This window comes from uncultured Endozoicomonas sp. (assembly GCF_947495845.1).
Classification (GTDB): Bacteria; Pseudomonadota; Gammaproteobacteria; order Pseudomonadales; family Endozoicomonadaceae; genus Endozoicomonas.
On the sequence record NZ_CANMAO010000001.1, the window covers coordinates 76,517 to 92,870 of the forward strand.

A 16,354-nucleotide genomic window follows, 5' to 3' on the forward strand; every position below is an offset into this window, starting at 1 on the left:
GCGATAGTGAAGGAGGGAGCATCCCATAAATGGACTATGGGATGCGATATAGACGTCAGGTAAGTTGCTTGAAGTTAACTGCTTTGTTGATCAGAGATACCAAACCCTCAAGACCCGCTTGATCTTCAAGGTCAAAGCGGGAAGCGTTTGGGCTGTCAATATCGAGAACGGCAACTGCAACACCATCAACCATGACCGGAATCACCAGTTCGCTGCGGCTGTCGGCATCACAAGCAATATGTCCCGGAAAGGCCAATACATCATCAACTAATTGCGTTGTTTTCTGTGCTGCAGCGGTTCCGCAGACACCTCGGCCAACAGGAATTCTCGTGCAGGCCGGCTTACCCTGAAACGGTCCAAGAACCAGGGTATCGCCCCGAACAATATAGAATCCGACCCAGTTTACATCCCGCATCGATAGATAGAGCAGGCTGGAAATATTGGCGAGATTGGCAATGGCATCCTCTTCACCAGAGATCAATGCCGTGGCCTGTTGGTTGAGAAGACGGTAAAAAGCGGCTTTCTCATTTGGGTAGTCAGTCACTTCAAACATACTGTAATTTTGAACTCTTAAGCTTCTGCTTCTTCAGGTAGCTCTTCGTGGGCTGTTTGTCCCAGAGCGGCAACACTGTTGAGGAATATACGAACAAGGTCGGATTGTCGCTTGATTCCGGTTTTGGAGAAAATGGAGCGTAAATGAGCGCGAGCCGTATTACGACGAATGCCCAACGCTTCAGCAGACTCTTCCAGCGAATTGCCGTTGGCCAGCTGTAAGGATAGTGCTGTTTCTGCAGGTGTCAGGCCAAAAAGCTTCTTGGCAATATCACTGCTGGCCTGAGAGGTGCCGGCGGAGTCCCGAATATAAACAATAGCGGATGAGTTATTGTCGTGGTCTGACATATCGAACCGGGGGATCATTTCTATTACCAAGCCCAGATTCACTTCGCCCGATGGCCGTGCGACCGACATTGCCAGAGGAAGTCCAGGGGTTTTTGGCTCTTCGGCTCGGTCAAAAGCCTCTTTGACTAGCTTCTTTAACGCTTTGTTGTCACTTGGGTAATACGCTTCCAGTCGGCCGGCGATGACTTTAAAGCCATCACCAGATTCCAGAATATGACGCGCAAACAGATTCTGCTCAAGGATGTTGCCCTGTCGATCAATAATCAGTGTGGCGATGGAGAGTTTGCCGATTGCCTGCGAATAAAGGTTTCGCAGAGACTGGTTATGAACCAAACGATTATTGACGTTTAGTGCACGGCGCAAATGAGGAACGATAAGCTCGCAGAATTCACGATCTTCTTTTGAAAAATCGTCACTACTTTCCGGGCGGGTGATTCGGAAGCGGAGCCTTTCACCATTGTTCACAGTGATATCAACGGACATGACATGATAGACGTCTTTCTGCGCACACCAGTGCATACGGTAATCACTGTTGCGCCATTCACCTTCGGTCATTAAGTCGGCAACAGTGAAAACTGTGTCCGGTTCACGACCGGCAAAGGGCGTAAGTTGATGAATATATGGTCGATACTGCACTGCCACTTCATTATCAAAAGTGCCGCCAACCACAATCATCAGGCCAAGTTCTTCTTCGTTCTGATGCTTGGGGGTTTTGAGAATCAGGGTGACGTAATTGGCTTTGAATATGGATTTCAACACCCGAAGCGGTGTTTCCCAGCCGGTCTCTCCCTGAGCTGCGTCGTATATAAGACCAATCAGAGAATCGTACTGATCAAAATCTTGAGTGATGTGCGTCAAAGCGGACCTCATATTATTATCAGGCTACAGACCACTGACGTTTAGTTAGGTGCAGTGATGCCAGGTTATTATTATGGGGCTTGACGAGTCTCCCCGTCTGTCAGGGAGATAGCCATTCTGTGCCCATACTGTATGAATAATACTGGCAGGTAGCAAGTGAATTACCTTTCACTGACTGGAAACAGCCTTCTTTGAAGAATAGTTTCCCAAATGGGGATGTTCTGTAATAACGCTGGATCTAATATCCGTTGTTTAGATAGTGAGGCTTTCGTTGTTATTGTTGGCAGCTCTTTTGCGTTTGAGTTCACGTTTCACAAGAGGTAAAAGTGGACACAACCAGCGTCATAACAAGTATTCATCGGGATAAGAAAAATAATCTTGCTAATCAGTCTGGCTGCACCACAACGGGTGAAGCCGATCAGGGCTTAAACTGCTTTTTCGTAATCGTTATAACCTTTCTCTCCCGGCGTATAGAGTGTTTTCCGGTCGAATCGAGTTAACGGGATACGCTCTTTGATTCGGTAAACCAAATCAGGGTTAGCAATAAAGTGTCGTGCGAAAGACACCGCATCACCTTGACCTGAGCTGATCGCCTGATTGGCGGCGTCCGAATCAAAGTTATCGTTGAGAATAATTGAACCGCTGAAGTGAGTCTTGGCTAACTTAAAGGCATCAATATGTTCAACGGGAGCACGCATAATATGAAGGTAAGCCAGGTTGAGGGGGGCAATCTGGCGGAGCAATTCAATGTGGCTGCCTGCCGAATCGTCGTCTTGAGTATCATTAAAGGCATTGCCGGGATTCATTCTAAAGCCTACACGACCACTGCCAAACACTGAGGCCATGGCCTTAAGACAGTCAGCAGCAAACCGTGCCCGGTTTTCAACGCTACCGCCAAACTCATCGGTCCGATGGTTGGTTCCGGAGCAGAGAAACTGCATGGGCAGGTAGCCACTGGTGCAGTGAAGTTCTACGCCGTCAAAGCCCGCATGTTTGGCGTTTTCTGCTGCCACTCGATGTTCTTCGATCACCAATTGTACGTCACTGGTCAACAGTTCCCGTGGTATATCAAATGGCTGCATGCCAGCCTGATCCGTATAAAGTTCACCACGAGCTTGAATGCTAGAAGGAGCTACTGTTTCTATACCCGCAGGTTTGATCTTGTTGCTACCAATACGGCCAGCGTGCATCACCTGAAGCACAATCTTGCCACCATTGGCATGCACGGCATCGGTCACCTTTTTCCAGGCAAGCACCTGTTCTTCGCTTTCGATACCCGGTTGACGGCAATACGCCTGGCCGGTCACCACCGGCCATGTCCCTTCCGCAACAATCAATCCTGCCTGAGCACGGTCGGCGTAATATTGAACCATCAGTTCGTTAGGCATGCCGTCAGCCGATGCCCGGTTACGCGTCATGGGTGCCATGACTACACGGTTTTTCAGTTCAATATCGCCAATGGTGACTGGCGATAATAATGAGAGTGAATTATGCAAAGTGGTCACCTCAATCCAGCGCCGTAATCAATACGGCGGAGCGTCCGCCATCAACAGGCAATTCCGCGCCGGTAATGTAGGAAGCATCATCGCTGGCCAGAAACGTAATGGCGCTGGCCAGTTCTTCTGGCTGCCCAACCCGGCCCATAGGAATCAGCTTTTCTGTGTTCTGACGACTGTTGTCGTCAGAAAGCATGCCCGCAGTGGCTGGTGTTTCTACAATGGCAGGGGTAATCACATTGACCCGGATACCGTCTCTGGCACCTTCTGCTGCAGCGGCACGGGAGAAATTAACAACGGCGGCCTTGGATGCGGAATAGCCAGCCATATAAGCTGTGCCCAAAGCACCACAAATGGATGAAAGGTTGATAATGGCACCACCACCGGATTGGCGCATTAGCTTCATGGCGGTTCGTGTGCCCCAAAAGGTGCCGTCAACGGAGGTAGCGAAGTTTTCATGCCACTGTTCTGTGGTCATGTCTTCAATGCCACCCCAAGTGAAAGCCATGGCGTTATTCACCAGAACATCCAAACGACCATAGTCGTTAGATGCTTTCTCAAGGGCTTGAACAAACTGTGTTTCGTTGCTGACATCCGCGACCACAGAGTGCACAGAACCCCCTTGTTGTTTGATTTGCTCCTCAACGGCCAGTAGCGGGTCCAGCCGCCTGCCGCAGATGATGACAGTAGCGCCTTCCCTGGCGAAACGTTCGGCCGTGGCAGCACCAATGCCGCTGCCACCTTCAGTAATAAAGGCAATTTTGTTTTGCAGTGAACCTGCCATAGTTATTTCCTTTTCTTATTCTTCTTATCTAAAACTTAACCAGCGTCTTTCAGGTAAGTGTCCATAAACGACAGCATGCGTTGTTTTGCCGCTGCATCTGCTTTTTTGTCGCTACCAATGACATAGCCTTTGCCGATGCACTCAGGAGCATCCACCATCACCATAGCGCGAGCAAAGGCTCTTTCGTTTCGGCCAGCGTCTTGCGGAGCGGTGGCAGCAGGCTGACCATTAATCAGAGCAGAGCCTGTTTTTTCATCGAAAGAAAAAGAGCAATTAGTGATGTAAGGGAAGTCGTAAAGATCCCGTGGGCGGTCAGACTCCCATGCGTGCCCGGCCCCGGGAATCAGCAGTGTTTCGACCGGGCCATTTTTGGCAATGTCACCATGAACCTGTTCACACACATTGATATCAACGCTGTTATCGTCGTCCCCGAAAATAGCTAGATAGGCGCCGCCAGTCGTTTCTGTGGTTCCCAGCGTTTGATGACAGGGTCCGTATACATCGATATGGGCGGCAAAGGGTGGGACTTCTGGCGCAATAATCGCTTTGACTCTGGGGTCCAGAGCGTAGCGGGTGACCATGCCACCGTATGAGTATCCAGTGACGGCAATTCGACTGGCATCAATAGCGGGGTGAGTTCCCAGTACTTTGAGTGCAGAATAGGCATCCACCAGAATGTCTGTTTCTGAGGCTGATAGCGTCTTCATCAGGTAGGTGGAGTCTTTGGTGGCACCTCGAACTGAATAGTAATCGATAATCAGTGATGCAATGCCATTCTCAGCAAACAGCTGTGCATAAACGGGTTCCCGGTTGGGTTCTATACCACCACTGCCGTGCAGAATGATGATCGCAGGTACAGGATTTTCTGCCGATGCACCCTTAGGTAGAACCAGTTCGCCTTTACCAGTGTGTTGCAGCGTGTTATCAAAATTCGTCAGCAGTTCCGAGAAATCGTAAGGGCTGCGTGTTGAAAAGTAGATATCTCCGGACTGATCTTCAGTCAGTGTCGTTTTAGGCGCTGGCAGCTCCGGTAAATCCGGCAGTTTAATGGATGACGTCCAGGGCAGGCCTATACCGGCATACTCGGTCTCAATGTGATAGATAAAACCTGCACCGATAGTGGTGATAACCAGGCCGGAAAAAAGCAGAGCCTTTTTTAACCGTGTCATGGTGCGCTTCCAATGTTCTTATCATTTATAACGCTGGCTCCGACACAAAGTGAGAGCCAGCCGTGTTGGATTTTCTAAGATCGTTTATACAAAAGGATCCATATTGGGCAAGCCAAGCATAACGGCGCCGTGGGCACGTGCATAGGCATCTGCGTTGTTAGCAATATGAGCACGCGCCTGCTTCAGGTCGCGATTAATGCGCTCAATGGGGTTTGATTTTCTCAATCCGGCACCAGCGCTGGCACGAAGCAGTTCATCCGCGAGTTCGGCACAGATTTTTGGTACCCGTGCAGATTGCGCGCGTTGTAACAATCGCTCTTCCACTTCCATGGTGGTGCCGTTCATGGCGTTATCCACAATGCGTTGATAGTTTCTGGTCAGTACCAGCTTAAGCTGATCGGACGCAATCATGGCTTCAGTCACCGCCATTTGTGCATTTACGTCTTCTGCCGTCTTTGCACCGTGCTTACCAATATGAGCGGCGGCGCGGGTGCGGAACTCATTTACGGCGCCATCCAGGGCACCCATACAGGCGGAGGATACTGCACGCTGGAATACCTGGATGAACGGGATTTTGTAAAGCCAGCCTGAATTGGTCTCGCGGCCCGGACAGCCGGCATCACTGTAATTATTAGTACGTTGAGTACGGTGCTCAGGCACAAAAACATCTTCAACGACGATGTCATGGCTGCCGGTACCGCGCAGGCCGTGGACATCCCAGTTTTGCTCAATCTTGAAATCCGAAGCAGGCAACAGGAAGGTGGTGTGTTCCAGACCTTCTTCACCGTTGGGTTTTGGCAACAGGCCGCCGAGGAAAATCCATGAGCAATGTTCGACACCGCTGGAGAATTCCCATTTACCAGAAAAACGATAACCGCCTTCTACCTTGGTGGCTTGGCCTGTAGGCATGTAGGTGGAGGCAATCAGCGTTGCCGGGTTATCAGCAAGCACTTCTTGTTGTGCTTTTTCAGGAAATAGAGAGAGCTGCCAGTAGTGAACACCGATGACGCCAAAGATCCAGGCAGTGGACATACACCCTTCTGCCAGTGCCATTTGAGCTTTATAAAACACGCGCGGATCCATTTCAGAACCGCCCCAACGTTTAGGCTGGAGAATTCGGAATAGACCTGCTTCGATAATTTCTTTCACCGACTCAACCGGTACCGAACCGGTTTCGTCTGTCATTTTTGCTCGATCTTTAAGGCGGGGAGCAATTTCTCTGGCGGCCTTGACCAGCGCGACGGCTTCCGGAGTCATGTAAGAATCGTCCCCGTCCAACATGTCGAAAAGATTGGTTTGTTCACTCATCGTTAAAGCCCTCTTTATTATTTTGACTTTTTTTGGCCGAAAGATTGCGGCTTATTCTGGCCGACTTGATTGGATACTGACTACAGGTTTCCACATGGTACAGACAAGGCTCATCGTTAATATGGACTATCGCCAGCTCATGGAAAGTGGTGTGAATGGTGGGGTTATACCAATGTCGTTTTTAAATTGTGGTGTGAGCAAGTTATTTTGGGCGACTGGGCAAGGCGAAGCGACGAGCCATAGCCATAGCTATGGTGAGGAACTTCAACGCAGACCCAGTCGGTCAAAATGGCTGCGCAGCCCATAATTTAAAAACAGAATTGGTATTACTACATTTGGACGATGCTGGTTTTACCGTGGGGGCAATAATGCGTGAGAATCAAAAATAAGAATAAAAGAGGAATTAATTATGCGAGCAGCCATTGGCATTGGTATTTCGATTGTTGTTGCCGCAGCCGGGATTTTCGCATTTTCCCCACGCATTCCTGAGTCTCTGGCTGAGCGTAATATTCCTATTAATAATATGAACATTACCAGCCTGAGCAGCAGTGCTGCTGGCCTCGTTGCCGCTGGCGAGCTAGGGCATATTCTGGTTTCTAAAGACGATGGGCAGAGCTGGAATTTTGCAGAGATCGATAAGCAGCGCCACGCCCTGATCACCCGCTTACACTTTCAGAATGACACTCTGGGTTTTGCTACCGGTCATGAAGGTTGGATTCTGAGAACCGAAGATGGTGGTGAGAGTTGGTCTGAAGTGTCGTTTGATAAAGAAAGAAATGAACCAATTCTGGATATAAAACAGCTGCCTTCTGGTCGTTGGGTCGGCATTGGTGGTTTTGGCAAGCTCGTGAGCTCAGACGATCAGGGAAAGCATTGGAATATCGAGCCTCCACCCAATGGTACCGATTGGCATCTTAATGCCTTGTTGTCTTCAGACGATGCTCAATCCTGGTTGATTGCCGGTGAAGCGGGCACGGTGTTCCGTTCACTGGACCAAGGTGAAAGTTGGGAGCCACTTCCTGAGTTTTACCATGGTTCTTTTTATGGTGGCTTGCATCTGGGCGGTGAGAACTGGCTGCTTTATGGCATGCGAGGCAATTTGTTCCGCACCAGTGATAATGGTGAAAGCTGGCAGAAGCTCGATTTTACTATTCCTATTTCAATTTTTGCCCATGAATTTTTAAACGACGGAAGTGTTCTCCTTGCTGGCCAAGGGGGAATGATACTTCGTAGTAGCGACAATGGTCAGTCATTCCAAATGGTTTACCGGGGTGGGCGAATGTCGGTAACCGATCTACAGCCTCTTGAAAATGGCGACTTAATAATGAGTAGCGATAGCGGTGTGCAGTCTGTTGCTCTGTCTAATCTGCTTAATTGATATCAATAATAATTTTCAGGATCTTTCTTATGGCTAACCAATCCAACAACTCGCCCGGATCCTTTGTGGATCGATTTGTCGATGGCATTGCCAGGCTACTCATATCAAAACGACGCTTCTTTGGTGTGTTATTTATTTTAATGACCATTGGTTTTTCGTATTCAGCGATGCAGACCCGCTTCGATGCCGGATTTAATAAATTGATTCCGATGAATCATGATTACATGAAGGCCTTTCTTGATCATGGCCCAAAGTTTTCAGGTGCTAACCGAATCATGGTGAACCTGCAGTGGAAAGGTGAAGGCGATATTTACAACCCCGAATTTATGGCGCAGTTAAAAAAAGCGACAGATGAAGTTTTCTTTATACCGGGCGTTAACCGAACCACTGTCAGATCACTCTATACACCCGAAGTCCGCTATGTAGAAGTCACAGAATTTGGTTTTATGGGCAGTGAAGTGATTCCATCCCGATTCACTGCAGACGAGGCAGGACTATCAGCCGTACGCTCGAATGTGAATAAATCCGGGCAAGTCGGAAACCTAGTATCTACGGATTTGAAATCTGCCATGGTGCAGGCAGAGCTGTTGGAGTTTGATCAGGCTACCGGAGATAAAACAAATTATCGGGCAGTAGCCGCACATTTAGAAAGCATTCGTACGGCGCTGGCGAATGACAATATTGAAGTAAGCATCATCGGTTTTGCCAAGGTGATGGGCGATGTCATGGACGGCCTGGTCAATGTATTGATCTTTTTTATAGTGGCTTTTGGCATCACCATGGCGCTGCTGTGGGCTTATTCCCGCTCACTTAAACTGACTCTGCTGGCTATTGCCGTGGCTCTGTTGCCGGTCATCTGGCTGATGGGGACGTTGCCGTTGATTGGTTACGGCATTGATCCTATGTCCGTATTGGTTCCCTTTTTGATTTTCTCCATTGGTGTTTCCCATGCTGTGCAGATGACCAATACCTGGAAACAGGATGTGCTGATGGGCATGACGCCAATCGATGCTGCTGAGAGCGCATTTCGTAAGCTGGCTATTCCGGGCACTGTCGCATTGTTAGCGAATGCGCTGGGTTTTATGGTGATCATGGTCATCGATATTCCCATGGTGCATGAGCTGGGTGTGACGGCTTGCCTGGGTGTTGCCATGATGATCGTTACCAACAAAATGTTTATGCCGATTATTCTTTCTCACCTGAAGCTTGAGAATATGGCATTCAGTGGGCCGGATCGGCCTGATGTAAAGCACCCGATCTGGTGGAAACTTTCTGCATTGGCAACACCCAAAGCCGCCATGATCAGCTTGGCCTGCATGCTGGTATTGCTGGTGGGTGGAACGTGGCAGTCCCGTTCACTGCTGACAGGCGATATAGGCTCAGGTGTGCCCGAGTTACGTGCAGAGTCCCGGTACAATAAAGATAATGATGAGATCGCCCGAAACTACCAGATTGGTATGGATGTGTTGTCGGTGTATCTGGAAACCAGTGGCCGTGAAGAAGCTTGTCTGGACTGGGAAGTCATGAACGCTGTTGACCGCTTTGATATGCATATGCGGGGTGTTGACGGGGTACAGTCGGTACGTACGGTCGCTGGGCTCAGCAAACTATACGTCTCTGGAAATAATGAAGGGAACCCACGCTGGAGAACCTTGCAGAGAGATAACTATGCACTGGTTGCCGGTGCTCGTGCGGCGCACCCACAGCAGGGATTGAGCGACAATGGTTGTAAAATTATTAATATGATGGTGTATCTGGACGATCATCAGGATGCCACGCTGAAACATGTCTCCGGTGAAATTCAGAAATACCTTGCTGAGCAATCCGTATCCGATGCCACGTTCCGTATGGCGGGTGGTAATGCCGGAGTTGCCGTAGCGACCAATCAGGCGGTTGAGACGGCAGAAGCTCAAATGCTGACCGCCATCTTCAGTGCAATCACCTTACTTTGCTGGATTACCTTCCGGTCATGGCGTGGGGTATTGTGCGTAGTTGTTCCACTGATTCTGGTGACCATACTTTGCAATGCGTTGATGTCACTGTTGGGTATTGGGCTTAAAGTGGCAACATTACCCGTTATTGCTTTGGGTGTGGGGGTTGGTGTGGATTACGGCATCTATATCTATGAAAGTTTGCAGCACAGCCTCAAACAAGGGCACAGCCTTCGGGAATCTTTCTACGAAGCCATGTATCGACGTGGGACAGCTGCCGTCTTTACGGCCGTGACTATGTCTATCGGGGTTGGCACCTGGGCATTTTCTGCGCTGAAGTTTCAGGCGGATATGGGTATTCTGCTGGCGTTTATGTTTCTGGTGAATGTGTTGGGTGCGATCTTTCTGTTGCCGGCTCTGGCCTGTTGGTTGGATGTGAAACCTGAACGTAAGGTAAACAAAACCATCAAGGTGGAGACATCTAAAGATACTGGTGGCGTGTTTGAAGCATCAGAGATGCCCGTTAAATAAGTGCATATCATAATGATGAAGCCCTCATGTTGAGGGCTTTTTACTTTATAGCCGGCTTAAGAAGCTGTTCACAATCTTTCTGCGAGCTGTAAACGATGATAAAACGCCCCTGGTTACCAGTTTTCTTCGTTACGTAGCGCCACTATGCGCCTCAAAAAACTGAAAAACAGGAACATTTTCTCCTCTTTTTCGCTATTCGCAAAAGATCATGAACAGCTTCTAAGAGGCAGTGCTGTCGTGTACTTTATTTGTTCCATGGCAAAATTGCTTGAAACGTTACAAATCCCAGGCACTGATTGAATCAGGTTTTTATAAAAATGGTCGTAGGCATGAATGTCCTTCACGGCAACTCGCATCATGTAATCCCACTCGCCCGCCATACGATACAGCTCCATAACTTCAGCAAAGGCAGAGGCGGTTTCTGCAAAATGATTGAGCCAGTCAATGGAATGGTTATTGGTTTTAATTTGCACAAATACCGACAAAGGCACGCCGGCCTTATCAGGGTCGAGAAGCGCTACTCGTTTACGAATAAAGCCACTGTCTTCCAGTTTTTTCAAACGTCGCCAACAGGGAGCCACTGACAGACAGACCTTGTCAGCCAGATCATTTATGGATAAATCAGCGTTCTCCTGCAGCGCTGAAAGTATGGCGATATCTTTCTGGTCGATCATTTTTTTTCTCGAATAGCAGTTAAGGCGAAATAATTTTGCTCAATATACTGAAATCCGAAATCAGAACGAACAGATTTTTTCCAATCACTCTTTTTACACTAGTTATCAAATTTAAAGGATCTTGGGGGAGAGAATTATGTGGCGTAATGAATGGGATGCTTATGTCCGTTTAATTAATGACCGTGTCGCGCCAGCAACTGGCTGTACTGAGCCTGTGTCTACAGCTCTGGCCGCTGCAGAAGCTACGCGAATTTTGGGCAAGGCTCCGGAACAAATTGAAGTATTAGTCAGTGGCAATCTACTGAAAAATGGCATGGGTGTGGGTATTCCTGGCACGGGTGAAATTGGTTTGCATATTGCCGCGGCTCTGGGAGCGGTGTGTGGTAATCCTGACCAAGGCCTTGAAGTGCTCGGCAATGTTGCACCAAATGATGTGGAACAGGCCCGAACCATGATGAAGAGCGATCAGGTGTCTGTGCGAATGGTGGATACGGATTCCAAGCTTTATGCAGAAGTGATCTGCCATGGGGCTGGATCAACGGCATCTGTCGTTATTAAAGATGGCCATACGAATATGGTTCGCAAAACATTGAATGGCGATGTTCTGTTCAGTGGCTTGGATAGTGATGCAGCTAGCGCCGGTAAAGAAGAACCCGAATTAAGTGTTTCTGCTATTTTTGAGTTTGCTACTCAGGGTGATCTTGCGAAGCTTGAGTTTATTATGAAGGCAGCGGAGTTGAATTCTGCCCTGACCGCCGAAGGTTTGGCTCAGGATTATGGTCTTCGAATTGGTAAAACTCTGTTGAAAACCACCAGAGACGGCCTTCAAACCACGGATTTGATGTCACAGGCGATGATCCGTTCTGCCGCTGCATCCGATGCTCGTATGGGGGGCGCACTGTTACCCGCTATGAGCAATTCTGGCAGTGGTAACCAGGGGGTTTCAGCGACCATGCCGGTTGTTGCTGTTGCTGAAACGATTGGCGCCTCTCGTGAGCAATTAACCCGTGCGTTGATTATGAGTCACCTGACGGCTATTCATATCAAATCCCATATGAGCGTGCTTTCTGCGCTCTGTGCTGCAACCACTGCTGCTGCAGGTGCATCTGCTGCGATCACGTGGCTTCTGGGTGGCAATGAAGAGCACGCTGAGTCTGCATTGTTTAATATGACGGGAGATGTAACGGGTATCCTTTGTGATGGTGCCGGTTCTGGTTGCTCTCTGAAAGTATCCACTTCAGCACAGTCTGCTATTAAGGCTGCACTATTGGCAATGGAAGGGATTCGAATTACATCCCATGAAGGTATTATTGAAGACAGTGTTGAAAAGACAATCGATAATATCGGCTTGATTGCTAATCAGGGTCTGGCAGAAACGGATAATGTCATTATTCGTATGATGGCGGGCTAAAAGTAGTCAGGCCAAGTTGGAAAGCATTGTTGAAAGACAACGCCCCGGTTAAACCGGAGCGTTGTCGTATTCAGGCCGTATAAGGCTCTGTACCATTAGGCACATAAACCCCTTCACAGCGCTCAAGAAATTCCTGGCTCATGCTCCGTGGATTATAAAACTGCTTATACCAGATACGGGCTTTCATAAAAGGTCCGTCACTTGGGATAAACATACCGTTTAGGCAAGGTGCTTTGTTTGTCCACACTTCAAAATCCTGCATAAAGGCCAGTTTACTGGCGTGCTGAAATTGAGCTGCAGCAATGCCATCTTCTACTGTGACTTCTTCATTGCCATTAGGCGACTTCACCAGTAAGGCGTGCCATACGCGAATTTTTCCATCTTCAACCGGTGTGTGGTTGATCATCAGGATAGACTCGTAGAACCCGGTAAGATGTGAAATCAATACGCCAGGTCCGTGATATACCGTATTGGTATGAAGCACCGGACTTGCACCATCTTCACCGACCAGAGTTCTGTGAGGTCCACACTGGCGCTGAATGGCATAGATGCCGGAGAATTCGTTCTCATAGCGCTGCACGGTCGAGCCGTGGATCGGACTTAAGTGTCCATAGTCGCATATGTTATCAATGACTTCCTGGGGGTGCTGCTCCAGCTCTCCGAGGTCATCATACTTCCACTGTACCCAGGCTTTATCATCCCATTCTGGCAGGCTTGGGTGATCCCAGTCGGGCTTGCCGTTTTCCGGATCGTGCCATACCCAGATAGCGCCCAGGCTTTCTTTGACTGTCCATGTACGAACGCAGGCTTTTTTTGGAATGGGGCCTGAGTGGTATGGAATATCATCGCACTCACCTTTGTCGTTGAAGCGCCAGGCATGATATGGGCAGCGAATGCTATCGCCTTCAATGTTGGTGCCCCCACCGTCGATAATCACATAGGAAGTGTCGTTTGGTGCAGCAAGATGAGTTTTCATATGAGGACAATAAGCATCCATCAACACAGGCTTACCCGTTGCACGACCACGATACAGGGCAAGTTCCTGACCAAAAAAACGAATGGCCAAAGGCTTATGGGTATTGATGTCTTCGGAGGTTGCAATCATGAACCAGCCGCGGGGGAAGGTATACTCCCCGATTTTGTAATCAGCCGTTGTTGCCATAGTGAGTCGCTCCTTCTTTCTTATTTTTGTTTCGCTTTTTATGAATAAAATATTACTGACTTTGTAAATCAGCCATGCGCTGCTTATAAGGTGTTAATGCCAATTTGTAGAACACGACAGATAACGTAAATAAAACAAGGGTTGTGCAGGCTAGTGCATACTTCAGCCCATCATCTCCGAAGGTGCCGGACAATTGATCGCTGAGAATGCCGGTGGTTAATGGGCCAAGGCCTGCACCAAACAGTGTGATGAGGAGGTTAAGCACAGCTGCGCCCGTTGCCCGCTGTCTATCTGTCGTCACATGGCTGATAGCAGCGTAGGTTAGCGTGGGCCACCAACTATTAAAGAAACTGAACACTGCTGCGAAGATAATGGCTTGTGGCAATAAATAGCCGCCGAAGCTGAATGATTTTTCTGCTGGCCATAGCAGGAAGGCGAGGGCAAATGGCAGGCTGATTAGTAGCCCAATCAGTGGCAAGCGAACCTGCCAACGCGCATCCTTCTTGGTCAAACGATCACAATACCAGCCACTGAATGTGGAACCAATCACCGCCAGTACACCACTGGATAAACCAAAGATCAGCCCTGCCTGAGCGAGGGACATATCCCAGTTTCGCACCATGAACGTCGGCGTCCAGATACCGAAGGAGTAACCGGCCATGCCGGCCGCAGCGGCTCCCAGGCTGATCGGAAGAAAGCCTGGAATACGACAAATGGCTTTTAATTGTTCAATAAAAGGCGTTTTCTGTGCACTCTCTTCATTGTTAAGCGCCGCAGCTTGTGACTGAGGATTATTCACGCCACCACGACCCGGGTCGCGGGCGATAAGGCGAAGTGCCAACGCAAGGACGATGCCTGGTGCACCAAAAATGATAAAGACGTAACGCCAGCCGAACTCCTGCGCAATCCAGCCACCCAGCACCATGGCGGCGAGTACGCCAATGTGAGGTCCCATCATCAGAACACTGATGGCCAGGGAGCGGCGTTCTTTTGGATAAAGATCAGAAACCATGGAAACAGAAGGTGCCATGCCGCCTGCTTCACCCACTGCAACGGACATACGGGCGATAAACAACTGCCAGAATTGACCAACCATGCCACAGGCCATGGTAGCCAAGCTCCATAATGAACAGCAGATGGCGATCATATTACGGCGATCAGCGCCCTGATCGGCCAGTCGTCCCAGAGGTAAACTAAGGCCGCCGTATAAAATTGCAAAGGCCAGTCCACTGATCAGCCCCATCATGGTGTCTGATGCACCAAACTCCTGTTTGATCGGCTCAAGAACGATGGCAATGACATTGCGATCAATAAATGAAAAGACATAAATCAATGCAAGCAGCACAAGTGTGAGATGAGTTCGCCATGCAGGACGATCATTGCTGGACACTTCCGGTGCTGCTTCAACAGCGGTATTTTGCATTGGGCACCTATTGTTATTTTTCTTTTACAGAATGTAATTCAACTCTGTTTTTTACTGTGCACGACAAGGATTCACTATATGCTCTGCTATGAACATCGTCCTTATGGACGTAGTTAAGAACGCTGTAATTTCATTTATTTGATCCAGGTCAAAAGTAATTACTTTGGGGCTCTGTTCGAAGAACAATCGATCAATAAAAAGCGATTAATAAATTGCAGAGCCTTCTGGAAACGGACTGTCCGAGGTTGCCATTGAGCACAACAGATGTGAAGACGGAAAAGTCCCGGAAAGTAAGGGAGCGGGAAGCATTGGAATATCCCCATACGGCACCGGAAGCAGATGGCTCAGTTGTGCAGTTGGCGGATGGATTGTTGTGGGCTCGTATGCCAATGCCAGGGTCGCTATCCCATATCAACGTCTATCTTCTCGAAGATCATGATGGTTGGTGGATAGTAGACACTGGTCTCTGTTCTCAGGAGATCAGTAACCTGTGGTTGAAAATTACAGAGACCGTTTTTTCGGAAAAACCATTGAAGGCGGTCATCTGTACCCATTTTCATTATGATCATGCTGGTCAGGCGCGGTGGCTTAGTGAGTATTTTAAAGTGCCGGTGTACATGACCCATGGTGAGTATTTCACGATGCGTGTCTTTTTTTCCAGGCATCAGGAACTGGGTGGATCAGATCAGTATCGGTATTACCAAAAAGCTGGGCTTGAAGATTCGTTGATCAAGGATATTTTCAGAGTTTGTTCTGATGACCCTTTTATCATTGACGGTCCATCGTCTTTTATTCGTTTGAGTGAAGGGCAAACGCTCAATATTGGTGATAGGGCGTGGCAGATAGTCATTGGTAATGGGCACTCTCCAGAGCACGCTTGTCTTTATAGTGAGCAAGATAAACTGCTGATTGCCGGTGATCAGTTGCTGCCAACGATCAGCTCCAACGTGCTGGTCACGGATATTGAGCCATATGGCAATCCGTTGGCTTTCTGGATGGATTCATTGGATCGGCTCGATGGGCTTCACCGGGAAACACTGGCTTTACCAGCCCACGGTCTTGTATTTCTCAATATTCATGAGCGAACGGCGCAGTTGAGAAACCATCACATAAGGCAGCTGGAGATTATTCGTAAGAAAATGCTGCGAGTAAGCAGTGCAACGACTTATCAGGTAATGGGTTGGCTATTCCGTCGCCAACTGTCTCCGATGGATCAAATTCTGGCGGTGGGCGAAACATTGGCTCATATAAACTGGTTGATCGAAAATAAAGAACTTACGCTTAAGACTGATGAAAATGGTGTAAACCAATACTCAATAATTTAGAAAT

The 16,354-nt window shown here is 48.6% G+C and carries 13 protein-coding genes; 4 read left to right on the plus strand and 9 right to left on the minus strand.

The window, feature by feature from the left end:
• Positions 1-55: 55 nt before the first annotated feature.
• From Q1B11_RS00335 to Q1B11_RS00360, 6 genes are all read right to left on the minus strand, one after another.
• Positions 56-553: a GAF domain-containing protein gene (locus tag Q1B11_RS00335; protein ID WP_299725591.1), complete on the minus strand. Its 498-nt coding sequence runs from the start codon at positions 551-553 to the stop codon at positions 56-58.
• Positions 554-570: 17 nt separating this feature from the next.
• Positions 571-1,770, minus strand: coding sequence for a helix-turn-helix transcriptional regulator (locus Q1B11_RS00340; protein ID WP_299725594.1), 1,200 nt, complete (start codon positions 1,768-1,770; stop codon positions 571-573).
• A 413-nt stretch (positions 1,771-2,183) separates the two neighbouring features.
• Positions 2,184-3,254 (minus strand): alkene reductase, encoded by a 1,071-nt coding sequence (locus Q1B11_RS00345; RefSeq protein ID WP_299725597.1) that lies wholly within the window; start codon positions 3,252-3,254, stop codon positions 2,184-2,186.
• A 10-nt stretch (positions 3,255-3,264) separates the two neighbouring features.
• A complete protein-coding gene (locus Q1B11_RS00350; protein WP_299725600.1) occupies positions 3,265-4,038 on the minus strand; it encodes an SDR family NAD(P)-dependent oxidoreductase in 774 nt (257 codons plus the stop codon).
• A gap of 35 nt (positions 4,039-4,073) precedes the next feature.
• Positions 4,074-5,207, minus strand: coding sequence for a dienelactone hydrolase family protein (locus Q1B11_RS00355; RefSeq protein ID WP_299725603.1), 1,134 nt, complete (start codon positions 5,205-5,207; stop codon positions 4,074-4,076).
• Positions 5,208-5,291: 84 nt separating this feature from the next.
• Positions 5,292-6,515: an acyl-CoA dehydrogenase family protein gene (locus Q1B11_RS00360; RefSeq protein ID WP_299725606.1), complete on the minus strand. Its 1,224-nt coding sequence runs from the start codon at positions 6,513-6,515 to the stop codon at positions 5,292-5,294.
• A 409-nt stretch (positions 6,516-6,924) separates the two neighbouring features.
• On the opposite strand from Q1B11_RS00360, the gene Q1B11_RS00365 reads away from it, so the two are divergent.
• Positions 6,925-7,893: a YCF48-related protein gene (locus Q1B11_RS00365; RefSeq protein WP_299725609.1), complete on the plus strand. Its 969-nt coding sequence runs from the start codon at positions 6,925-6,927 to the stop codon at positions 7,891-7,893.
• A gap of 29 nt (positions 7,894-7,922) precedes the next feature.
• The gene (locus Q1B11_RS00370; RefSeq protein WP_299725612.1) at positions 7,923-10,355 is read left to right on the plus strand and encodes an efflux RND transporter permease subunit; all 2,433 of its coding nucleotides are present in this window, start codon (positions 7,923-7,925) and stop codon (positions 10,353-10,355) included.
• 206 nt (positions 10,356-10,561) lie between these two features.
• Here Q1B11_RS00370 and Q1B11_RS00375 read toward each other — a convergent pair whose 3' ends face one another.
• On the minus strand, positions 10,562-11,029 hold the full coding sequence (locus tag Q1B11_RS00375; RefSeq protein ID WP_299725615.1) for an Lrp/AsnC family transcriptional regulator: 468 nt from the start codon (positions 11,027-11,029) through the stop codon (positions 10,562-10,564).
• Positions 11,030-11,165: 136 nt separating this feature from the next.
• On the opposite strand from Q1B11_RS00375, the gene Q1B11_RS00380 reads away from it, so the two are divergent.
• Positions 11,166-12,440 (plus strand): L-serine ammonia-lyase, iron-sulfur-dependent, subunit alpha, encoded by a 1,275-nt coding sequence (locus tag Q1B11_RS00380; RefSeq protein WP_299725618.1) that lies wholly within the window; start codon positions 11,166-11,168, stop codon positions 12,438-12,440.
• Positions 12,441-12,510: 70 nt separating this feature from the next.
• On the opposite strand, the gene Q1B11_RS00385 is transcribed toward Q1B11_RS00380, so the two are convergent.
• Together Q1B11_RS00385 and Q1B11_RS00390 are read right to left on the minus strand one after the other, a co-directional pair.
• Entirely contained in the window at positions 12,511-13,602 is a 1,092-nt protein-coding gene (locus Q1B11_RS00385) for a Rieske 2Fe-2S domain-containing protein (RefSeq protein WP_299725621.1), read from the minus strand.
• A gap of 52 nt (positions 13,603-13,654) precedes the next feature.
• Positions 13,655-15,025 carry an MFS transporter gene (locus Q1B11_RS00390; RefSeq protein WP_299725624.1) on the minus strand — a complete coding sequence of 457 codons (1,371 nt, stop codon included), beginning with the start codon at positions 15,023-15,025 and terminating at the stop codon, positions 13,655-13,657.
• A gap of 251 nt (positions 15,026-15,276) precedes the next feature.
• Between Q1B11_RS00390 and Q1B11_RS00395 the strand changes: the two genes are divergently transcribed.
• Complete coding sequence (locus Q1B11_RS00395; RefSeq protein ID WP_299725627.1) at positions 15,277-16,350, plus strand: MBL fold metallo-hydrolase; 1,074 nt, start codon at positions 15,277-15,279, stop codon at positions 16,348-16,350.
• Positions 16,351-16,354: the final 4 nt, after the last annotated feature.

Bases quoted from the DNA above. Each gene is read 5' to 3' on its own strand.
- Q1B11_RS00360 (WP_299725606.1), bottom strand. From the start codon at position 6,515: ATGAGTGAACAAACCAATCTTTTCGACATGTTGGACGGGGACGATTCT.
- Q1B11_RS00365 (WP_299725609.1), top strand. From the start codon at position 6,925: ATGCGAGCAGCCATTGGCATTGGTATTTCGATTGTTGTTGCCGCAGCC.
- Q1B11_RS00385 (WP_299725621.1), bottom strand. From the start codon at position 13,602: ATGGCAACAACGGCTGATTACAAAATCGGGGAGTATACCTTCCCCCGC.
- Q1B11_RS00335 (WP_299725591.1), bottom strand. From the start codon at position 553: ATGTTTGAAGTGACTGACTACCCAAATGAGAAAGCCGCTTTTTACCGT.
- Q1B11_RS00355 (WP_299725603.1), bottom strand. From the start codon at position 5,207: ATGACACGGTTAAAAAAGGCTCTGCTTTTTTCCGGCCTGGTTATCACC.
- Q1B11_RS00380 (WP_299725618.1), top strand. From the start codon at position 11,166: ATGTGGCGTAATGAATGGGATGCTTATGTCCGTTTAATTAATGACCGT.
- Q1B11_RS00340 (WP_299725594.1), bottom strand. From the start codon at position 1,770: ATGAGGTCCGCTTTGACGCACATCACTCAAGATTTTGATCAGTACGAT.
- Q1B11_RS00375 (WP_299725615.1), bottom strand. From the start codon at position 11,029: ATGATCGACCAGAAAGATATCGCCATACTTTCAGCGCTGCAGGAGAAC.
- Q1B11_RS00390 (WP_299725624.1), bottom strand. From the start codon at position 15,025: ATGCAAAATACCGCTGTTGAAGCAGCACCGGAAGTGTCCAGCAATGAT.
- Q1B11_RS00350 (WP_299725600.1), bottom strand. From the start codon at position 4,038: ATGGCAGGTTCACTGCAAAACAAAATTGCCTTTATTACTGAAGGTGGC.
- Q1B11_RS00370 (WP_299725612.1), top strand. From the start codon at position 7,923: ATGGCTAACCAATCCAACAACTCGCCCGGATCCTTTGTGGATCGATTT.